This window comes from Pseudoalteromonas holothuriae (assembly GCF_945859825.1).
GTDB classification, from domain to species: domain Bacteria; phylum Pseudomonadota; class Gammaproteobacteria; order Enterobacterales; family Alteromonadaceae; genus Pseudoalteromonas; species Pseudoalteromonas holothuriae.
Genome location: NZ_CAMAPC010000001.1, coordinates 1 through 20864 on the forward strand (window position 1 = coordinate 1; position 20864 = coordinate 20864).

At 39.2% G+C, this 20864-nt stretch carries 18 protein-coding genes and 1 pseudogene; 11 read left to right on the forward strand and 8 right to left on the reverse strand.

Going from position 1 to position 20864, the window contains the following annotated elements; translation table 11 throughout:
* The first annotated feature begins 85 nt into the window (after positions 1–85).
* Genes OCI93_RS00005 through OCI93_RS00015 form a run of 3 tightly spaced genes read left to right on the forward strand, consistent with a single transcriptional unit; the run spans position 86 to position 2108 of the window.
* Complete coding sequence (locus OCI93_RS00005; RefSeq protein WP_261625499.1) at positions 86–499, forward strand: DUF6882 domain-containing protein; 414 nt, start codon at positions 86–88, stop codon at positions 497–499.
* Positions 499–1500, forward strand: coding sequence for a tetratricopeptide repeat protein (locus OCI93_RS00010; protein WP_261625500.1), 1002 nt, complete (start codon positions 499–501; stop codon positions 1498–1500). Before OCI93_RS00005 ends, OCI93_RS00010 begins: the two co-directional genes overlap by 1 nt.
* A complete protein-coding gene (locus OCI93_RS00015; RefSeq protein WP_261625501.1) occupies positions 1500–2108 on the forward strand; it encodes a hypothetical protein in 609 nt (202 codons plus the stop codon). Before OCI93_RS00010 ends, OCI93_RS00015 begins: the two co-directional genes overlap by 1 nt.
* 20 nt (positions 2109–2128) lie before the next feature.
* Here OCI93_RS00015 and OCI93_RS00020 read toward each other — a convergent pair whose 3' ends face one another.
* A complete protein-coding gene (locus tag OCI93_RS00020) occupies positions 2129–2467 on the reverse strand; it encodes a hypothetical protein (protein WP_261625502.1) in 339 nt (112 codons plus the stop codon).
* 85 nt (positions 2468–2552) lie between these two features.
* On the opposite strand from OCI93_RS00020, the gene OCI93_RS00025 reads away from it, so the two are divergent.
* Entirely contained in the window at positions 2553–2828 is a 276-nt protein-coding gene (locus OCI93_RS00025) for an REP-associated tyrosine transposase (RefSeq protein WP_261625503.1), read from the forward strand.
* A gap of 286 nt (positions 2829–3114) precedes the next feature.
* On the opposite strand, the gene OCI93_RS00030 is transcribed toward OCI93_RS00025, so the two are convergent.
* Complete coding sequence (locus tag OCI93_RS00030; protein WP_261592576.1) at positions 3115–3423, reverse strand: hypothetical protein; 309 nt, start codon at positions 3421–3423, stop codon at positions 3115–3117.
* A gap of 618 nt (positions 3424–4041) precedes the next feature.
* Here OCI93_RS00030 and OCI93_RS00035 point away from each other — a divergent pair.
* Together OCI93_RS00035 and OCI93_RS00040 are read left to right on the forward strand one after the other, a co-directional pair.
* On the forward strand, positions 4042–7266 hold the full coding sequence (locus tag OCI93_RS00035) for a S41 family peptidase (protein WP_261625504.1): 3225 nt from the start codon (positions 4042–4044) through the stop codon (positions 7264–7266).
* Between the two features lie 920 nt (positions 7267–8186).
* Positions 8187–9101, forward strand: coding sequence for an AraC family transcriptional regulator (locus tag OCI93_RS00040; protein ID WP_261625505.1), 915 nt, complete (start codon positions 8187–8189; stop codon positions 9099–9101).
* 288 nt (positions 9102–9389) lie between these two features.
* Here the strand turns inward: OCI93_RS00040 and OCI93_RS00045 are convergent, their stop codons facing one another.
* Entirely contained in the window at positions 9390–9869 is a 480-nt protein-coding gene (locus OCI93_RS00045) for a YHS domain-containing (seleno)protein (protein WP_261625506.1), read from the reverse strand.
* A 466-nt stretch (positions 9870–10335) separates the two neighbouring features.
* Here OCI93_RS00045 and OCI93_RS00050 point away from each other — a divergent pair, with 466 nt between their 5' ends.
* The 3 genes from OCI93_RS00050 (at position 10336) to OCI93_RS00060 (ending at position 13210) form a co-directional block, all read left to right on the forward strand.
* Positions 10336–11181: an enoyl-CoA hydratase/isomerase family protein gene (locus OCI93_RS00050; RefSeq protein WP_261592572.1), complete on the forward strand. Its 846-nt coding sequence runs from the start codon at positions 10336–10338 to the stop codon at positions 11179–11181.
* 104 nt (positions 11182–11285) lie between these two features.
* On the forward strand, positions 11286–12083 hold the full coding sequence (locus OCI93_RS00055; protein WP_261592571.1) for an SDR family NAD(P)-dependent oxidoreductase: 798 nt from the start codon (positions 11286–11288) through the stop codon (positions 12081–12083).
* Positions 12084–12424: 341 nt separating this feature from the next.
* Positions 12425–13210 (forward strand): DUF4437 domain-containing protein, encoded by a 786-nt coding sequence (locus tag OCI93_RS00060; protein ID WP_261625674.1) that lies wholly within the window; start codon positions 12425–12427, stop codon positions 13208–13210.
* Positions 13211–13348: 138 nt separating this feature from the next.
* On the opposite strand, the gene OCI93_RS00065 is transcribed toward OCI93_RS00060, so the two are convergent.
* Positions 13349–14242 carry a LysR family transcriptional regulator gene (locus OCI93_RS00065; RefSeq protein ID WP_261625507.1) on the reverse strand — a complete coding sequence of 298 codons (894 nt, stop codon included), beginning with the start codon at positions 14240–14242 and terminating at the stop codon, positions 13349–13351.
* 114 nt (positions 14243–14356) lie between these two features.
* On the opposite strand from OCI93_RS00065, the gene OCI93_RS00070 reads away from it, so the two are divergent.
* On the forward strand, positions 14357–15346 hold the full coding sequence (locus tag OCI93_RS00070; RefSeq protein WP_261592569.1) for a zinc-dependent alcohol dehydrogenase family protein: 990 nt from the start codon (positions 14357–14359) through the stop codon (positions 15344–15346).
* A 358-nt stretch (positions 15347–15704) separates the two neighbouring features.
* On the opposite strand, the pseudogene OCI93_RS21065 reads toward OCI93_RS00070, so the two are convergent.
* A pseudogene (locus tag OCI93_RS21065) lies at positions 15705–16540 on the reverse strand (SPFH domain-containing protein).
* Positions 16541–16709: 169 nt separating this feature from the next.
* Between OCI93_RS21065 and OCI93_RS00085 the strand changes: the two are divergent.
* Positions 16710–17240, forward strand: a complete 531-nt coding sequence (locus OCI93_RS00085) for a YcxB family protein (protein ID WP_261625510.1) — start codon at positions 16710–16712, stop codon at positions 17238–17240.
* Between the two features lie 105 nt (positions 17241–17345).
* Here the strand turns inward: OCI93_RS00085 and OCI93_RS00090 are convergent, their stop codons facing one another.
* The 3 genes from OCI93_RS00090 to OCI93_RS00100 form a co-directional block, all read right to left on the reverse strand.
* Positions 17346–19325 (reverse strand): TonB-dependent receptor plug domain-containing protein, encoded by a 1980-nt coding sequence (locus OCI93_RS00090; protein WP_261625511.1) that lies wholly within the window; start codon positions 19323–19325, stop codon positions 17346–17348.
* Positions 19326–19500: 175 nt separating this feature from the next.
* Positions 19501–20004 carry a hypothetical protein gene (locus OCI93_RS00095; RefSeq protein WP_261592565.1) on the reverse strand — a complete coding sequence of 168 codons (504 nt, stop codon included), beginning with the start codon at positions 20002–20004 and terminating at the stop codon, positions 19501–19503.
* A 339-nt stretch (positions 20005–20343) separates the two neighbouring features.
* Complete coding sequence (locus OCI93_RS00100; protein ID WP_261592564.1) at positions 20344–20847, reverse strand: hypothetical protein; 504 nt, start codon at positions 20845–20847, stop codon at positions 20344–20346.
* Positions 20848–20864 lie beyond the last annotated feature (17 nt).

Genomic DNA, 20864 nt, shown 5'->3' on the forward strand with positions numbered 1-20864 from the left:
CGGCAAAATCATTAAGAACACAAAAGTGATCATTATCGAGTGATTGTCGTGATCAAAGCTTAATGAGAATAAGCGATCAAAGTTAATGCCATTGGATGATCAAAGCTGGGGAGAATATGCAGTTGGCAATTACGAGCGATGGGACTGGTATCAGGAAACAGGAAAGCTTGTGTTTTCAAACAATGGTACTCCTGAAATAGAAGCAGATATTCAATTTTCGGGTTCCTATTCAACTGCGTCAGAAACATGGATGTGGGCATGGGCAAACAGTAGCTTAGATGAAAAAGTGAAAGTGTCTTCTAGGTTAATAAAGGAATTAGGTGAAGATCTTGGTTTGAAACAGTTAGTAGCCGGGAGATGGATAGGGACCGAAGTTGATGGTTGGGAAATGACATCGGTTCTGGCAAAAGCAATTGATGCTATAGGTGTATATCGTACACCAACCAGCAATGGTTTTATTTATATGGCTATAACTGACGTTAGGTGGCTTGAAAAATAATGTCAGCACAATTAAAAGCTCTTCTCTCAAAATTGGAGAGCGCACCTAACGACTTGGATTTAATCAATGATGTTGCAATGGCTTATTATCAAAATCCAGAATGGGTAAGTGATGATGAAGACCTAAAGTTATTTGAGCGGGCGTATAACACTAAAAAGACTGTTAAAACTACAAACAATCTTGCTTGGCAACTTTATTTTGAATATGGCAATGCGGAACGTTCATTACAAATATTAAACGAGTGTTTAGCTCTTCACCCATCATCCCATTTTCCTTACAACCAAGTCGGTTACATTCAATTAAATTTAGAAAATTACGAAGAAGCGCTAAAGTATCTGAAGCTGGCTGAGGCTAAATCAAATTCAAGAGATATAGTTAACAATATCGGTGTCGCATATTTTTATCTGGGCAAATATGACGAAGCAAAGTATTGCTTCGTAAAAGCGTCTAACTTGAATGATAATGAAAATATTTCCTTATATAACTTAGCCGTAACGAACTTAGCGTTAAAGAACTATTCAGAAACGGAAGACCAGTTAGCCTTGTTAGTTAAAAACATTAGCAATGAGTTTCTTGATGTAATTTGTAGCTATGAGATCGCTTCTGTTTACGCTGAAATGGGACAGTATGACAAGGCAACCGAACTTGTCATTGAGCTAGGGCTTGATGGAATCGATTTGTCTGATTGGCCTGAATTGGGCTATGCCGTTTACACAGTTAATCCCATACTTTTTAATGAAACAATTTCTTCTTTAATTGAAGAAAGAAAAGAGTGGATCATTGAGTTAGAGAATGATCATGAGTATTGGGAAGATTACACGGAAACTGAAAAGTTAGAACGCATAGAAGAATTACGAGAAGAAATTAATGTGCGTGCTGGCCTCAAGTCTAAATTTGAAGTTGGTAAACCCAATACTAACCTCACATTGTTTAATGAACACTGTGGTTGCTTACTATTCGGCTGTCAGACACATGGTAACCCAAAGGATGATGCTATCTAATGGAAGAACTTCTAAGTGCTATTGACGCACATTTTGATGAAGCCGAAGGCTGGATAAGAATTGTGGATGCAAATTGGTACGCTGATGACTTAAGGGTTACGTTGTCAGTGAAAATGAATGACGATGATCATCCTCAACTCTGGGAAGTAGAATGTCTCGAAACTGTGGAAGAGCAGATTTCTTCATATGGTTCAGAGTCAATATTGTTAACAGAAAGTTCGCCAACGTTATATCCATACATTGCAGAACGATTTGATATTTTTTTTTCTAAAAATGAGTGTAATTCGGGTGAGCTGTTAGGGCTTCTGACAAGCATCTGCGCCAAATTTTTTGGTAACATAACCTATTTACAGCGGTTTTTGAATTTGAAGCCTGATGTTGATGGAATAGTTTCTGAAACTAGTGGCAAACTAGGAAATTTTCCAAAACCAGTTATGGAAGAGTTAGTTGTGAAACTTAAGGAATATCCGATAGAACTCAGCGTAATTTCGACTGGAAATCCTAAAAAGTGGAATGGCAATGAGTTCAAAGAGTATCCCTCTCTCAAGTCCTTTGAAATCGGTAAAAGCTATATAATTGCTAACTCATTTAGTGCAGAAAGGGCCTAGCAGCTCCTTAACTGAAAATATTAATGCCAAGTTGAAATATCAGCCGAGTTAAAATTTGAAATTTGCTGCGGGCTGTACCCCATTCGTAATAATTCAAAATCACGAAAATCAATGGCAGCATCTGTTCCCACCCCCTGAAGTACATAAACGCTGCCACTGTGCGTTTCAACAATGCCTCTGTACAGATCACATTTCTCAATTCGAGAGATGGTGACATAATCATTGGGTGCAAACCTGTAGGTTTGGTGGTAATCCTCCCGAAAAATAGTTGACGTCAAAAGTGTAAAAGTTAGTGACTTGAGCGAAGCGATTACGCTATTTTTACGCAAGGTAAAGTGAGCCAGTCTAACCATTGCCAAGGGATTCTTTTGCGCGGATATCGGATGGCGCTTCGCTTATGCCGACCTACAATACAATTATTAAATGCAATCACAAGGAGGTGGTATGCGGTATCGGCGTAATTATGTGGGCGGCGGCACGTATTTTTTCACGGTGAATTTGTTAAATCGTAACGGCGCTTTGTTGGTTAAGCATATCAATTTATTACGCGAGTCGGTGCGCTGGGTGAAGCAACGGCAGCCGTTTTTTATTGATGCGTGGGTGGTGTTGCCCGACCACCTGCACGCGGTATTGACCTTATCTGAGGGAGATGATGATTATTCCAACCGTTGGCGTGAGATCAAAAAGCGCTTCTCTAAATCGTTACCCAAAACAGAATGAATTGACAATACGCGCAGACGATATGGTGAGCGGGGCATTTGGCACCATGTGAATTACGTACATTATAACCCAATGAAACATGGCTTGGTTAATCGTGTAATAGATTGGCCGTATTCGAGTTTTCATAAAGCTGTGGAGCAGGGCGTTTATTCACACAACTGGTGTGTAAAGAGCCTAACACTTGATTTGTAGGTTGGAAAAGCCGAAGGCGCCTTCCAACATGGTATTTTGTAAAGCATTGTCGGGTGGCAGGTGACGTTGCATACCTTATTCAACTTACAACAGCTTAATCATCTGGTCCAAGTAGAGTAAATGTTAAGTGCTTACGCATATCTTTTAAAATTACACCTTTTTTCAGCATTGCAGCACTTAATCGCTTTTGCCATTTGAGTAGATCAGGTTTTGCTGCTTCGAGTGTTTGTTCATCTTCAAACTGAAAACACAGCAGTAGAGAGCTCGGAAACAGGTGATATTCCACATCATACCAACACTGCAGCATACCAGATAGCTCACTACGTGCTTGCTCTTCGAGCATATCGGCAACGCTTAGCACTAGTGCTTGTTGTTTTTGTTGAACTTTAGAGAGCTTTTTCATGGGGTGTTCCAAATTAACGGCTAAGTACAGCGATAAAGGGGGATTATAACTGTAGGAAGTAAAAAGGATAGCCATTCAAGTTAGAACCCTTGATTTAATAACTAATTCCATTTGTTATTGATTGTTGTATATAGCCAGTTTTTCAGGGGTGTCCAATAACATTATTACAGCCTGTTTTGTCTAATTTTGACAGAAGCTACTTTTTAGCGACGGTTATAGCTTGTTTACATGTCAAAAGTGCTTATTGAAAAGTAGCACACAATAAAGGCACTCTTTTATCATAATGTAAGGGGGAGGTTAGGTGACTGCTACTTTGAAAGTGGCGTTTAACAAGATCCTGATCTTCGTCAGGATGACGTGGTGTTCAGTCAATAACGGGGGGTTACACCATAAAATTGAGATAGAAACTAGCACTATGAATTTTGATGGCGTTGTAAACTCAAGCAAACAATAAAAATTACAGCCCTCTAACACTGCTTAAATATCTAACATTAAAATCTTTCCACATAAGTTTACAGGCACATTAAAATACATACACGTTTAATTACAGTTAACTGTTTGAATCTGCAATCGAAACCATTTAATGTAATTGTGTCAAAATAACAAAAATGGAATGGTATGAGGTTATACAAATTAGCAGCTGTTGTTGCGGCATGTAGTTCATTTATTTCAAGCGCTTACCAAACTGACGATACTCGTCTTCTGCGATTCGCTGATATTCACAAAGATAATGTAACCTTTGTTTATGCAGGGGATATTTATATTGCTAATCACAAAACAGGCCAGAGTCAGCGATTGACGGATCATATTGGTTACGAAGCATTTCCAAAGTTTTCGCCAGATGGCAAGAAAATAGCCTTTTCTGCTCAATACAATGGCAGTCGCCAAGTTTATGTGATGAATTCAGATGGCTCAGGACTTAAGCAATTAACTTATTACAATGATGTAGGACCAATGCCTCCAAGAGGCGGCTTTGATTATCGAGTACTTGATTGGACACCAGACGGTGAGCATATTGTATTTCGTGCCAATCGTTTGCCTTGGGGTGAACGTATGGGGCGTCCATACAAGATATCTGTTAATGGCGGTGAAGAGCAACCGCTAGCCATACCTGAAACTGGCGGAGGTATGCTGTCAGCAGATGGTAAAAAGTTTATATATACGCCGATTGATCGTGAGTTTCGTACATGGAAAAGAAGCCGTGGTGGCCGTGCACAAGACGTATGGGTATATGATTTAGAAGATAATACTTCAGAACAACTTACTACTCATCGCGCAACAGACCAACAGCCTACTGTGGTTAATGATGATATCTACTTTGTTTCAGATCGAGAGTTTACATTAAACCTGTACCAGTACAGAAAAGGTAAAGAGCCAAAGAAACTTACGAATCATGATAAGTACGATGTATTGTGGCCATCAGCAGGCCCTGAAGCCGTTGTTTATGAAAATGGCGGTTATCTATATCGTTTTGATCCAAAAAGTAATAAATCGACAAAACTATCTATCAACGTTTCAGGTGTGCGCCAATATACTGAAGCTTACAGCAAGAACGTAAGTAAATTTATAGATTCTATGAGTATTGATAATAGTGGTAAACGAGCATTGTTTACTGCGCGTGGAGAGCTGTTTTCTGTTCCTAAAAAAGACGGTGTTACTCGTAACTTGTCACATACACCTGAAAGTCGAGAAATTGATGCTAGCTGGTCACCTAATGGCCGATATATTGCTTACATGAGTGATAAAACGGGTGAATATGAAATTTACCTAAAAGATCGTTCAGCTAACAATAAAGTTAAGCAGCTTACAAAAAATGGCACCATTTGGCGCTTCACGCCAATTTGGTCGCCAGACAACAAGAGCCTATTGTTTGCAGATAAAAACCACAACCTTTGGGTATTAGATATCAATAGTGCTAAGCAAACTAAGATAGACGTTGCTCGCTTTAATGATGACAACCTGACAACCTATACGTGGTCACCGAATAGTGAAGATATTGTTTATCTTAAGAACAATGAAAACCGCTATGGTTCTTTGTGGCATTACAACCTGAAAAGTAAAAAGAAAATACGCTTAACTGATGAAATGACCTCAGAGCAAAACCCAACGTTTTCACCTGATGGTCATTATCTATACTTTACGTCTCAGCGTGACTTTAATATGACTTTCTCAAGTTATGAGTTTGACTATTTATATTCAGACTCCACCAGAATTTTTGCGGTCGCAGTCAATAATGACGTGTTGGCGATTAATCGCTTCAAAAGTGATGAGGTGGCAATAGCTCAAGATGAAGACGATAAGAAGGAAGATGAAAACAAAGCCGATACCTCTACCCAACTTGATCCAAAAAATTTCATGCAAAGAGTGGAAGTATTAAATGCAAAAGCGGGCAATTACTCCGGCTTAAGCGGCGTAAAAGATGGTGTGCTTGTAATGTCTGACGGCATATTAAAGCTTGTTGGCAATGGCCGCGATGGCAAAATAGAAACTGTGGCTGAAAAAGTATCAAGGTATGCACTTTCTGCCAACGCCGAGCATTTGTTAGTGAAGTCAGGTGACAACTACAGTGTGGTAGAACCTAAAGCGAATCAAAAGCTGGATAAGTCAAAACTCGATTTATCGCAAATGACGTTGAAAATTTCACCAAAAGCAGAATGGAAGCAAATGTATGCAGAGGGCTGGCGCACGTTAAGAGATTGGTTTTACGATGAAAACCATCACGGTCAAGATTGGGATGAAATTAAAACACGTTATCAACCGTTAGCGGATGCTGTAGTTCACCGTAGCGATATGGATTATGTATTAAGTGAACTTGCAGGTGAGCTTAACGCTGGCCATATTTATGTGCAATCTGGAGATAACCCGAAAGCTGAACGAAAAAATCATGGCTTACTTGGCGCCGAAATTTCTAAGCATAAGTCAGGCTATGTTAAGATAGAGGAAATTTTTGATGGTGAAAGCTGGCATGAAAGTTTCCGATCTCCACTTGATGAACCCGGTGTAAAAGCCAACGAGGGTGACTATATTATTGCCGTGCAGGGTCAGTCAACTAAAGGCGTGAGTAACTTTTACGAGTTATTAGAAAATACGCAAAAACAGGCTATTGAGTTATTGCTTAGTGAATCGCCAAACGATAAAAATACATGGAAAGTTACGGTTAAACCGGTTGCAAGTGAAACAGGCTTACGTTACTTGAAATGGGTTCAATCTCGCATGGATTATGTTGACAAGTTGTCTAATGGTCGCATTGGTTATGTTCATTTACCAAATACACATGCAGCAGGGCATAGAGAGTTATTTAAGAAGTTTATGCCACAAACCACAAAAGATGCCATGATCATCGACGATCGTTACAATGGTGGTGGTTTTATTCCTGAACATATGTTGACCTGGTTAGCACGTAAGCCACTTAATTATTGGAAACGTCGTGGTGTCGAGCCAACGAAAACACCACAATTAGCGCATGATGGCCCTAAGGCTATGCTAATAAATGGTTACTCAAGCTCAGGTGGTGATGCACTACCGTATTACTTCCGTCAAGCGGGCTTAGGTAAACTTATTGGTACACGTACGTGGGGTGGACTTATTGGTATCTCTGGTAATCCTAGTTTAGTAGACGGGGGGCAGGTGATAGCGGCTACCTTTAGAATTTTAGATAATGACGGTAACTGGATTATTGAGAATGAAGGTGTTACACCTGATATTGAAGTTATTGACCGTCCTGAGTTAATTTTCAAAGGTAAAGATCCTTCAATTGAGCGTGCAGTGGAAGAGTTGCTTCAAGAATTAAAGCAAAAACCGAAAAAGAAACTAACGGTACCACCAGCACCGAAAGATTTTTAATCGGGGATTTGACGTAATTGAAAAGCAGAGTGAACGATAACAAGTTCCTCTGCTTTTTTATTGGCTGAAGGAATGCTTTATTGATGGTTATGATGAACAACTATAATGAGATACGCCACCTGCCCGGATTAACACACTTCATTTTTTTACTAACTTCAGTGTTAACGCCTATATTGCTTATCGCCGCGTGCCACTTTTGCAACCATTGGTGCCATTGTTCGCTTAATTCATCAGCAGGTGATTGGTAAAAAAACAACGGACTCAAGTTGCTTGCTTCATAACTTATTTATGAACACTTTTTTATAATAATTATGAGGGAGAGGTTAGGTGACTGCTACTACTAAAGTGGTGTTTAACAAGATCCTGACCTTCGTCAGGATGACGTGGTGTAGTGTTCAGGGTGACGTGGTGTTCCGTTAATAGCAGGTCAGTTTCTGAGGGGGTCCCACAATTTTTATCCAAACTATAAGCATTCCAATAATCACTGTTTAGTTTGCTGAAGTGCGACTAAAAACAAAAAATAAACATGGGTATTCAAACTGAAAACTTTGAACGAACTATATTTTGGACAATCATGTAAATTGTCTATTGATCGCTAATAAAAACTTAAAATGAATAAGTTTATGTTTAAAAAGTTCTTGTTAGTTACTTCTATCGCTTGTTCTGGATTAGCCACAGCAAAAGAATATAAGTAAAAATGCCACTGCATATGCGCGCTATTATAACTTTGCAAAGCATGAACAAAACTTGTTAAATTACTTCCCCCCTAATTTAGTTATGTAGAACACCAAATATGAGCTTTAGTTTTTATTGCAAATGAGTGGTAAAAATTGGTGATTTTTATAATTAACGGCATTTTTGTTTGCACAAAACTAAGTATACTGAGGGAAAATAAGCCCTGCGAGCGTGCATATAAAACGATGTCAAAAAGTCCTAATATTTATTTGAACGATCCAGATCCGCTTAGCGTGCTGCTTCGCAGGCTAGATTTAAAAGCTGAAGTTTATGTTAATGCTGACTTTTGTGGTACTTGGGCGGTTGATACCGGGGGCAGCAAGCGTATTCCATTTCACTTGGTGGGTTCTGGGTATGCTTGGCTTCATTTTGACGGGCAAGCGCCTCTGCAGCTAACCTCGCATGATCTGGTGATTTTTCCCAGTGACGCACATCATGTTATATCAAATTCAAAAACCAAGCCGGCACTTGAGCAAGTAAATGCGCCGATGAGCAATGAGGGGGATGTGACCAATATGGTTTGCGGCTTTTTTGAATTTCGAAATCCAGTATTGTTTCCTGTATTAGCCTCATTGCCACAAGTGGTTGTAATAAAAGCTGATACAGAGCGCTCAGGTAAACGTATTGCGCTTTTAATCAAGCAAGTGTTGAATGAGTTAAAGCATGAACATCCAGGCTTTTATACCGTGATAGATCAAATGGCTTTTTTAATTTTTATTGAAGTACTTCGCCAGCAAATGCAGATGGGGGGATTAGATAAAGGTTTATTGGGTGCTTTATTTAACTCTAAGTTAGGTAAAGTGCTAAATGCAATCCATCAACAGCCAGAGTTACCTTGGACGCTTGAGCGTTTAGCTGAAGAAGCGTTTATGAGTCGCTCAGCTTTTGCCGATATGTTTAGTAAAACGGTAGGGTTAACGCCAATGAAATATTTAACGCAATGGCGAATGACACAAGCGAGGCACCTGTTAAAAACGACTCAGTTATCTGTTGCTCAAATTGCACATCAAAGTGGTTATGAGTCAGAAGCGGCATTTCGCAAAGCTTATCGTAATACTCTGGGAGAGCCACCAGGGGCTGCTCGCGCACATTCGCTATAATTAACTTCAGCTCTGAATAAGCGAATTTGCCCAATTAAGCTACTTTACTCTTTATTTGCGTTGTTTTGACTGTTCCTCCCCTGAACAACCAGCTATTACTGTATAAAAGCGCTTTGATGTTGCACGAAGTATCACCATTGGGTGATAAATGATTTGAGTTATTAAGTATTTACTATTTTAAAATCTTTATCTAAACCTGAGATTAATTACGATGCATTGATAATACAATTAAGGTATTGAAATATTTTAGAAATGCCATCTAATAGATGGCATTTGATGCAAGTTGATTTACAATTTACCTGCTGCAACATTTTCTACCGTAGGCCATTGCTCATTGGCTTGTGTGATATGAGTTGGCACGTCTTTTTTCCATGCTTCGTAAACACTTAAATTTTTGTTTACGTATAATTTTCCGTCAACGACTTCAAATGCTTTACCATCGATTTCAAACTTTTTACCAAAAGTCATGCCGTAGGCACAAAAGCCACCATATTGCGGTGCATATTTAGAGGGTTCTGCATTAAACATGTCACGGTTTTTAGCGCTACTGAAGCGATAAATAGCATCATTATAAACAGCAGTAAACTTTGTAGAGCCTACTACTGGTTTATTTTCAGTAAAATAAGCAACCGCATCATGTCCTGCGAGGGTGACGCCATTTTCATCTGTATCTGTGTCAGCGCCAGCATTTGCGAATGCACTAAAACTAATGACCAAAATAGCGATAATTTTTTTGACAGGCTTGGTTAATAAATGTGTGAATGACATGGTGTCGTCCTTTTAGGTTGTTGTTCAGTACAGCCAGTTTAGTTTAGGTGTTGCTAATGCGATATGTTCAAAAGTCAGGGGGTTGTGTCTAAAAGTCCATATATTTGCAAACAGGGCAGTGCTAACAATCTGCAATAATACGTAATCACTTTCAGGGGCTAAGCTTGACGCTTGCTGCGTTTAAAGCTCCTGTTTAGAACAACTAAATAGCAAAATACGGCCTTGTTATAGACAAGGTTTCACTGCATAAAAATAGTTCACTTAATTAAGCAAGGTTATATGAGCTCCGCCAAGCTATTCTCATAACTTACCAAACTACTATTAATGAAAAGTTAAAACTGATTGAGTATTTATCTATATTATCAAATAAATAAAAATGCTCTAGCATGTTCTCTAACAGTACATAACTTAAAAATTCGCAAAATATCATGCGTGATTTAATACATGCAGTCACAGGAATCGTATTATGAAATATTCAGGTTTTCAGACATTTACAACGCAGCAGCATCAAGGCGTATTGACCGTTACTTTTGATTTCGGGACTGTAAACGTACTAGGTCAAAAAATGTTAGCCGACTTAAATGCTTTGGCTATGAGGTTAGAGCGCGACTGCAATACCAAGGTGGTGGTATTTCAATCTGCTAACCCTGAAATATGGGTATGTCATTATGATACCGAGCTATTAAAAGATATGTCCACCGAAGTGGTGTCTCGAGAAGAAGCTCAGTTGCTAGACTTGCAATCGGTGTGTGAACGTATAAGTAAAGTACCTCAGGCAACCATTGCAAAGCTTGAAGGTTTTGCGCGTGGAGGTGGTCATGAGTTAGCGCTTGCTTTAGATATGCGGTTTGCTGCGCGTGGCAAATTTAAATTTATGCAAATGGAAGTGGCAATGGGTATCTTACCTTGTGGCGGAGGGGCATCGCGTATGGCTCGTCAAACAGGGTTGGGTCGTGCACTTGAGATTATATTAAGCGCACAAGATTTTGATGCTGATGAGGCGCAAGCCTATGGCACGATTAATAAAGCACTTGACCCCGATGAGATTGGTGAGTATGTCGCTACACTTGCTAAACGGATTGCACAATTTCCTGCGGAGGCGATTAATGCGTGTAAGCAAGCGGTATATGAATCCATAGATAAGCCAATTGATGAGGCACTTAGATCGGAAGCATATTGGCTTTATCAAGCCACAAGTAAAACGCCCGCCATCAAAAGGTTTACAGTGGCTGATGAACAAGGATTGGAGCATGATATTAAAAATCAACGCAACTGGAATGAGTTGGTGATGAATGTGCAAGACATTAACTGACCGAACTGGGAAAACGAAATGTCACTGTACTGCTAAGTTAATGTAAGGAGTAACTTGAGTAATAAGTTACTTAATACCGATTGAGTCAATAAGGCGCTTAAACAATGAATAAAACGATTCTAATAACAGGGTCTACCGATGGAATTGGCTTTGCAACAGCAGTGTCATTGGTAAAATTAGGCCACACCGTATTGCTACATGGTCGCAATGATACAAAACTAGATAAGGCAAAAAAGCAACTCATCGAATTTACCAAACCAGAACATATTTTTACTTACAAAGCTGATTTATCAAGCCTAAAACAAACTAAAGCACTGGCCTTGAAAATAAAACAAGATCACAAAAGTCTAGATGTAATTATTAACAATGCGGGTGTATTTGTTGTACCAGAAACGGTATCTGCAGAGGGGCTTGATGTTCGGTTTGTGGTTAATACCATTTCCCCATATATTCTAGCTCACCAACTTCTGGTTCTGTTAGGCAATACTGGGCGTATTATTAACGTGTCTTCAGCAGCTCAGTCGTCAGTTAGTCCACTGGAGCTGACAAAACCCAGTGTATTGTCTGACAGTAGCGTTTATGCAAAGAGCAAATTGGCCTTAACGATGTGGTCACGTCATATGGCTTTATCTATTAATGAGCAGGGGCCGGTGATTGTAGCGTTAAACCCAAAATCATTTCTAGGTAGTAAAATGGTTGAACAAGCTTATGGTGTTGCTGGCACTGACTTACAAGTAGGCGCGGATATATTGGTTAAGGCGGCATTGTCTGAGGAATTTGCTCATGCATCGGGTCTATATTTTGATAATGATATTGGTGAATTTGCGTCGCCTCATCAAGATGCGCTCAATGTAACTAAAATTGCTGATATTGCAGGTGTAATCGAAACGCTTATCCAGTAAGCCTGCATGCATTTGCATGCTACGAGTAATTTTGAGTTTAAAAAGCGATACACGAAAAGGTAACAAGCTGAATGAAGAAAATATTGTAAATTTTGCACACTCAGCAAAGTTGCGTTCTAGCATTAATATTGCATTTTGTAATGCGGTTGCAGATATAAAAAATGTGATTATTAAGGAACTTTACGCCAATTACCCTGATTTTTTTTGATGTATAACGAGACTGCTATGTTAATGACTGTATGAATAATCTATACAAATTAACGCACTATTGAATAAATTTAAGAGGTTATATTGTGAACAAGTTAAGTTGTTTTACTTATCTATTAATATTGTTAAATGGTATGACGGTGTTATCAGCGAGTGCGAAGGCAGCAAGGTCTAATGTGGTTTTAGCTGAAAATATAAAATGGGGGTATTTAAACCCACTACGCGGTGACAAAAGCCCCAGGGCTGCTGAGCTTTGGGGTGATCGTAGCAAAAATGTGGCAACAGGTATGCTGGTTAATTTCAAACAAGGTTTTTCATCGCCACCTCATATTCATAATATTTCTTATAGAGGGATTGTGATTGATGGTTTATTACATAATGATGACCCAGCGGCTAAAGAGATGTGGATGCCTCAGGGATCATTTTGGACACAACCTGCTGGTGAAAACCATATTACCGCGGCCTCTGGTCAATCAAACCTCATTTATCTCGAAATTGATAGCGGCCCATATTTAGTGAAACCCAGCGCTGAGTCGTTTGATAATGGACAAAGTCCGCTTAATATTCATTATGGTAATTTAACGTGGTTAAATGCCAGTGATGCCACGTTTATGGAGGTGGCAAAAGGAGCTAAAATAACGCCACTGTGGGGAAGCTCTGAACAGGGACAATTAGGCGGAGCTTTGCTTAAGTTATCAGCAGGATTTAATGGCACTTTACAGGTTGATGCGCAAGAGTTTCGAGCTGTTGTCATTAAGGGCAGCGTTAAATATGAGTCGTCTGAGAGTCGTGATATTCAGCAGCTCAGTACGGGTAGTTACTTTGACTCAGTAGGAAAGTTCAAGCATAACGTGGCATTGAGTAAAGAATCATTGATATACATACGCACTAATGGTCGTTATCGTCTTACTCATAATTAACCTTAGAGACTCCTTTTTCGTTCGGTAAATACCGGCAATGTTAGTGAGTATATTTATAAGCGATATAACGAGATATATCGCTTGTTTTTAAAAAACTGAAGGCTGTGATAGTTTAAATCTTGCAGTAATCCTAGGGCGTTAATTTTCCCAATAGGGTATATCGCCGTAGTAGGCTTTAAAATAGTCGATAAAAGCGCGAACTTTAGGGGCTAATAAATGAGAGCTTGGGTAAACCGCCCAAATTGCAGTATCTGACTCTACCGGATAGTCTTTGAGTACCTGAACGAGCTTTCCTTTTTTTAAAGCCTTATAAGCACACCAAATAGAACACAAAGTTAACCCTGCGCCATCAATACATGCATCGCGTGTTGACTCTCCATTATCTATTCGTATTGCCCCTTTGCCTTTGATTTTCTTTATGCCATCTGGGGTATTAAATACCCAGCTATCAATACCAATTAAGTTGATACATTGATGGTTAAGTAAATCTTGAGGTGTGCGCGGTTCACCATGTTTTTTAATATACTCGGGTGATGCACAAATAATACGGTGGTCATGTGTGAGCTTGCGCGCAACTAAGGTTGAGTCATTGAGTGAAGCGTTTCTGATGGCAATATCAAAGCCACCTTCTACCATATCAATCATGCTGTCACTTTGTCGTAAGTCAACTTTCAACTGAGGGTATTGTGCTAAAAACGATTTTAAAGCAGGCACGATATGCATTCGGGCAAATGACGAAGGCGCTGCAACCCGAATAGTACCTTGGGGTGTAAAGCTGCCTGCTCCGATAGAGGCTTTGGCGCTATCTAACGCATTGAGCACTTCTTCAGCGTGCGGTAAAAATGCACGCCCTTCCTCTGTAAGTGACACTTTTCTGGTAGTTCGGTGTATTAGTTTTACACCGAGCGTTTCTTCGAGTTTATTTATGTGCATACTGGCAACTGGCGGTGATAAGCCTAATTCATTACCCGCCATACTGATATTATGAGTGACTGCCACTCTCACAAAAAGCCGCAAATGCTCGTTATTCATGAGCTGTTACCTATTATTAATGAAAAGTAAAAACTGATTCAGTATCCGAGTGTATTATCAAGTATATGTTTTGTACATATACTATCCTTTCTCAAATAGACAGAGGACATCATAATGAAAGCAATGGTCATTAATGCATTTGGCGACAGTAACGTATTTGAAGCAGCTCAAGTCTCAAAACCAAACGTTAAATCAGGACATATTTTGGTTAAAGTCGTTGCGACAAGTGTGAATACTGTTGATACGATGATCCGTCAAATGGGCGAAGATTTAGCGCCATTATCTCCTTCTTTGCCTGGCATATTAGGGATGGATTTTGCCGGAACTGTTGAATCAGTAGGTGAAAATGTGACGGGGTTTGCTGTAGGAGATGAAGTTTATGGATGCGCGGGCGGATTAGCTGATTTACCAGGCGCATTAGCTGAGTATATGTTGGCTGATGCAAAACTAGTGGCGCATAAACCTAAAACCTTATCTATGCGCGAAGCCGCGGCAATACCTTTGGTTGGTATTACTGCTTATGAAGGGTTAGTGCGAGCGGGTGTTAACCAAGGTCATAAAGTATTGGTTCATGGTGGTGCTGGTGGCGTGGGGCACATTGCGCTACAACTTGCCAAATACTTTGGTAGTGATGTTTTTGCTACAGGAGGTGGCAATAAGCAGCTTGCATTGATTGAAAAACTCGGTGCGACAGGTATTAATTACAAAACACAAACGGTTGCTGATTATGTTGCGCAGCATACTCATGGCGTAGGATTTGATGTGGTTTACGATTCTATCGGTGCAGCTAATCTGCTGAACTCTTTTGAAGCAGCAGCATTAAATGGGCAAGTTTCTACGACGGTTTCTATGGCTGAAATAGACCTTACCACTGCACATTTTAAAGGGTTATCATTACATGTTGTGTTTATGTTGATCCCCATGTTACATAATCATAAACGTGAGCAGCATGGTGAAATATTGGCAAAACTGGCAAGCATTGTTGATGCGGGGCATTTAACCCCAGTTGTAGATGAGCAACATTTTGACTTACAAGATGTTGGCAAAGCACATGATTACCTTGCAAGTGGCCAAGCCATGGGTAAAGTTGTGGTATCTATTTAACATTTTATGTTTGTTAAGCATAAAGAGGGAGATATAAATCCCCCTCTTTAAGTTTAGTCTGATTTTTTATACCAATTGCATTAAATAAATGCGCTTATAGTGCGATAGATAAACGGTATAATAACGAAGCGAAACTTCAGTATGTCGTTATTCTACATGAGCTATTTAGCCCTCTAGAATAATCATGTTTTCACAAAGCAGGTATTAAACCACCTAGGCATGCAAATTTGAAAAGTGCTCAAGCAAGTTAATTGCAATGTGCCTATCATCAATGAGGTGAGGCATAAAATAATTAGCCTCAGTCCTTTGATTTGAAACAATTCATACCTAAAAGATAAGCACGGCCGAATCTACCTTATCATTTAGTGCCTTTTACCAGCGGAATACCATTTGTGCCAACAGGAATATAAACAGTAGTATGGTTGGGTGACTCAGCCATTTTTAGTTGGGCATTGATAGCTTCATGTTGCAAGTAATTGGGTGTGAGTGTAGCGTTAATTATTTTTTGTGCCTCAGCTATGCCTTTGGCTTCTTCAATACGGATCTCGGCATCTTTTTTAGCAATGGCTTTTTGCGTTTCTTTTTCCGCAAGGAGTTGGTGTGCAGCGAGTTTTTTTTCGACGGCTTCAGCAACAATGCTGGGGTAGTTTATATTGCCAATCACTACTTGTTTAATATTAAATGGTGTAGTGTTGAGATAGTTTTTTAAACGTTTGGTTACTTGAGTTGCAATAGCTTCGCGTTTGGCTTTTAAAGCTCGGCTGTCAAATTTTTGTACTTCATCGCGCACATAAGTTCTAAACGTTTCACGCACATATCGCTTATACCAGTTTTCAGCACCATAATTTTCTACGACTTGTTTGATAGTACCTGTTTTATGGCAAGTACGGCGTGAAAGTCGAAGCTAATATTTAAGTCATCGTTAGCAAGTATGCTAAAACGTTCAGTATAAGTATTGGGTCGCATATCAATATTAACGACTTGATTACGAAGTAGTGAAAAGCCATAGTTACTTGGTCCAACTAAGCTTCCTTGATACCCACCAGAGCCTATAAATCTAGGTTGCTCATATATATAACCTTCATGACCTGCTGGTGTGCTTGGGTTAGTGCATGAACTAGCCGCAAATAATAAGACTACGACAATGGTCGTAAATGAGGCAATCGTGCCGAAAATATTTGACTTTTTATGCATATGAAGTTCTTTATTAGGTACAATTTTGGATCATAGTATTGAATTTAAGTACTATGCGCAATGCTTGATATTCAGTAGTCTAACAAAGTGGCCATTTAATTTTTTGCAATATTAATAACCCTAAGTAGGGTGGTTAATTGCTTGTATCGTATAACTTTCAGAGGTGAATATGAAAATCATAACCAAATTAAGTAAGCAGGATTATTTAGACTACAATCGGTTTTTGTTGGGTCGAGTTCAAAAAGAGCATGCTAAACAAAAAACAATGTGGGTTAAAAATTTACTTGTTTGGCTTGTTCTTGTGGTTGTTTTTTATTTTGTTTTGCAATTGCCTGCAATTAAAATGATGCGTATAGGTTTTACGTTGATAATTGTAACTGCAACACCCTTTGTGATCCTAATTGGAGCCTTTTTGTATAATCAAAATAAGCTAATTAATCAGGCGGTCCCTTTTGCTGATGGTTTAATCCTCGGCGAAAAAACAATTGAATTTAAAGAGGATGGAATTTACGAAAAGAGCCCGCTGGCTAAGACATTTTATGATTGGAAAGCTGTAGACTCACTTGAGGAAAACTCAGGGACATTATATATCTTTGTTGATAGAGTTTTAGCTTTGATAGTACCTATAGGCTCCAAAGGCGATAATATTGAAATTATTCGAGCTTTTGTAAGCAAAAAACTAGCCGAAAAAGTAGGATAAGGCACTCTTTTTGCTATTAGTACTCTTGGCTTTATGAGCTTGCTTAATATATATTCTTTTTATCAAGCGATAAAAGCAGCGGTTATATAATACAATGCTTTATAGTCAATACTGATAGCTCACAGATAAAAATGCGCTGAGACCTTCACGGGCAGGCAGTGTGTTTAAAGGATAAAATACAGGAGTATCATTGGGTTGATATACTGTTTCATCCAACAAATTTTTGAGTTCAAGTGATAATGTGAGAGTGTTATCACGATTAACACTAAATTGGCGACTTAGTTTAAGCGTAAGCCAGTCGTAGCCTGTGGCTGCGGGGTTAACAAGTTCTCTGTTGGGGTCAAACAAAATATTATCGTGATATTTTGAGTTACTTAATAAATAAGCACCGACACGCCACTGCATGTTGTCATATGCGAGACCAACCTTAATACTGTTGTTAGGTGACAGATTGATATTATGATTACCTATATCGTCTTTATTACGCTGATGGGCTGCAGAGAGCTCAGTGTACCAATTTGAGGTGAGTTGATGTTTGTATTCTAGCTCAATTCCATAGGATGAAATCTCCCCACTATTCTTGTTTTCTAAAGCAAAATTAGGATCCGCTGAAGGTTTGAGTAAAATAAGATCTTGTTCTTTGCTTGTATATACTGTGGTCGTAAATAGTTTATTGCCTGTTTGATAAAAAAGCTGGGCTTCTGTGGTATTGATAGTCTCAGAGTTTAAATCTGGAGTGCCTTTTTGAATACCTGGTGTTTCGATTGTGCGCTCACCAGATGATGGATGACGAAAAGCTTTTGCGTGCCGAAGCTTAAAAGTCCATAAATCATTGATATGATATATAAGCCCCAGCCGTGGAATAAAGTCATTTTGGTTATCAATGTTATTCGCCAGTGCTATTGAAGTTACATATTGCCCGCCTAATTCAATACTCAAGTCAGGCGTGAACGCATATTTGATTTGCCCATAAATACTAGCGTAACGCTCTTTAGCATCAGGTACTGTTGAGGCTTTGTAAACACGACGGTGCTCGTAGGTTGCGCCAATAAGTAGGGTGGTTTGCTCAGATAAATCACCGCTTAGGTTTAGCTCTAAAAGTCGAATATTTAATGGCGATTTAATCCTAGTAAAGCTGTCAGCTAAGCCGTTACTGCTCCATTCCATAACCTTATCAATATTGGTGTAATGACTATCAAGCTGCCAGCGATTATCAAAACGATGTTTATAGCTTAAATTTGTTAGTGTTGATGGATGGCGTTTTGACCAAGGTAGGTAGCGCTCCTGTGGTGCATCCCAAAAGTTAGCAAACCTGTCTTGTAGGCTTCTAAAGTGTGAAAGAGACAGCGCTTTATAATTTAGGTCTAAATGAAGTGTTTTTTCTGTTTGGAACGCTTTTTTGCTAAATGTTGTTTGGGTAGTTGGGTCTAATGTTTTTGCATCCCACCCATCAACATCGGTATAAAGTAAATGCAAAGCAGCATTAAAATCGTCTTTTTTGTATAAGTAACTGCCTTCGACTATTTGTGTACCAAAACTGCCGTACGTTGCACTTTGATATGCCTCTAAGCCATCAGATTGTGGTTTTCGGGTAATAATATTAAATACGCCTTGGTAGGCATTGGTTCCGTATAGTACAGATCCCGGTCCGCGAATGTACTCAATTCGCTCAATAGATGAAATTGGGATGGAGGTATATAAACTATGCACACCGGTTAAATTACCAAACGGCCTGCCATTTATTAGTCCTAAGTGCTGTAGTATGCCAGTCCAAGGTTTGCTTCCTCGTGTCGCTATTGCGGTTAATACTCCATAGTTACTGTTTACTGATACTACTCGTTCAAGTATTTCATAGAGCCGATGAGCACCGAATTGTTCTATTTGTTGACGAGAGATCACCGAAATACTGACATTTGTATCACGAAGAGACTCTTCCTGTTTTGAAGCCGTAATAACTTGCATATTTAGTAGGTCTTCCAGAGACAACTCAAAAAGAGAAGTGTTTTGCTCAGCTGTTGCCGCCACAGGGCATAGCAATATAGAAAGAGTTAGCAAGGAGAGTAGGTAATCTTTTGGATGAGTCATTTATGCTTTTCTAAAAATGAGTTACTTAAAAAAGATAGCAGATAATAATTTCGATTCAATAATATAGAGGCTTTGGCTTATAAACTTAGCTTGGTACTAGGCGGCTTTACAATGCATGATTGGTTGGTGATTAAGTAATTAGCCCCGCTGATGTTACAAAGAGCATAAAACAGGGTTAGTTAGGGGTCACTATAACTGTAATCGTATCTGAATAAGTACCTGCATCATCAAGGCCTTGAGACTGCGGGGTGACTTTTAAAATCGTCGCTTTGGTGTCTCCTGTGGTTCCATTACCAGCCGCTGTTGCGCTTAAGTGTTTGTATGTACCGTTTTGTAAATCAATACCTGAGTCTTCACCAATATCTAGTGTGTATGCAATTTTACTCTTTTGCGAGTTGTTAGCGATTAAAAAACCACCGTTTGCAGAGCGATACTCTGTTGTGGCATTTTCTCCAGTATTACACCAAACGTTTAGCGTACCAATATCTTGCGTTTTTTGTGTTGCATCAAGGTTTAAACTGACTTCATTGGTTGAACCACTGGTGGTTTTACAAACAGGTTCAATCGTCCCCTCAAATGAAAACTTAGCTTCATTTCCAGAAGTACTTAAAATCGTGGCAGCAGCAGAGCCTGAAGTAAGCATCAAAGTAGCAAAGAGTGGTTTAATTAAAGTGTTCATAGTCTCCCCCTAAGCCTAAATTACAGCAGGTGTATCTGAGTTTGCAACCTATTAAGTACTAAAGTTTAGCTTTTATAGGTTGCTAATACGAGTTGTTTTGTCTAAAGGAATAGTTAATTTGCAGGGTAAAATGCGTGTTTAAGTCTATTTATGTCATAAAAAATAAATAGATAAACCTATCGATGGGTTAATTAAAGCTGGTTTTTATTTATTCATATAGATGTTGGTTTGAGTGCATTATCATAAAAAACGAGCGACTATTTGTTGTCGCTCGTTTTTTATGGGGATCGGTACAAACAACAAATGCGACGTTATCGCTTTTATTGTTATATTCACTTTTTAGTTCGGGCTTACTGTTACCGTGATAGTGTCTGAGTAAGTACCTGCGTCATTTAAGCCATTTGATTGTGGTGTGATTTTTAAAGCTGTCGCTTTAGTCTCACCGGTGCTGCCAGTACCAGCTTCGGTTGTTGAATGTTTGAAAGCGCCACTTTTTAAATCAACACCTGTAGTCGTGCCTATGTCTAAGGTGTAAGCAATTTTACTTTTTTGTGTATTGTTGGCAATTAAGAAACCACCATTTAATGAACTATATTCTGTGGTCGCATTTTTTCCGGTGTTACACCACACATCTAGCGTACCAATATCTTGAGTTTCTTGGGTAGCGTCAAGGTTTAGCCCTGTAACACTATTCGCTGTACCACTGTCAGTTTTACATAATGGCTCTATTGTACCTTCAAACGAAAATTTAGCTTCGTTGCCAGTGCTACTTGAAACGGCAGCTGCGGCAGAAATTGAAGTGATAGCTGAAGCAACAAGTAATGATTTTAGTAATGTGTTCATGGCGTTCCCCTTAAATA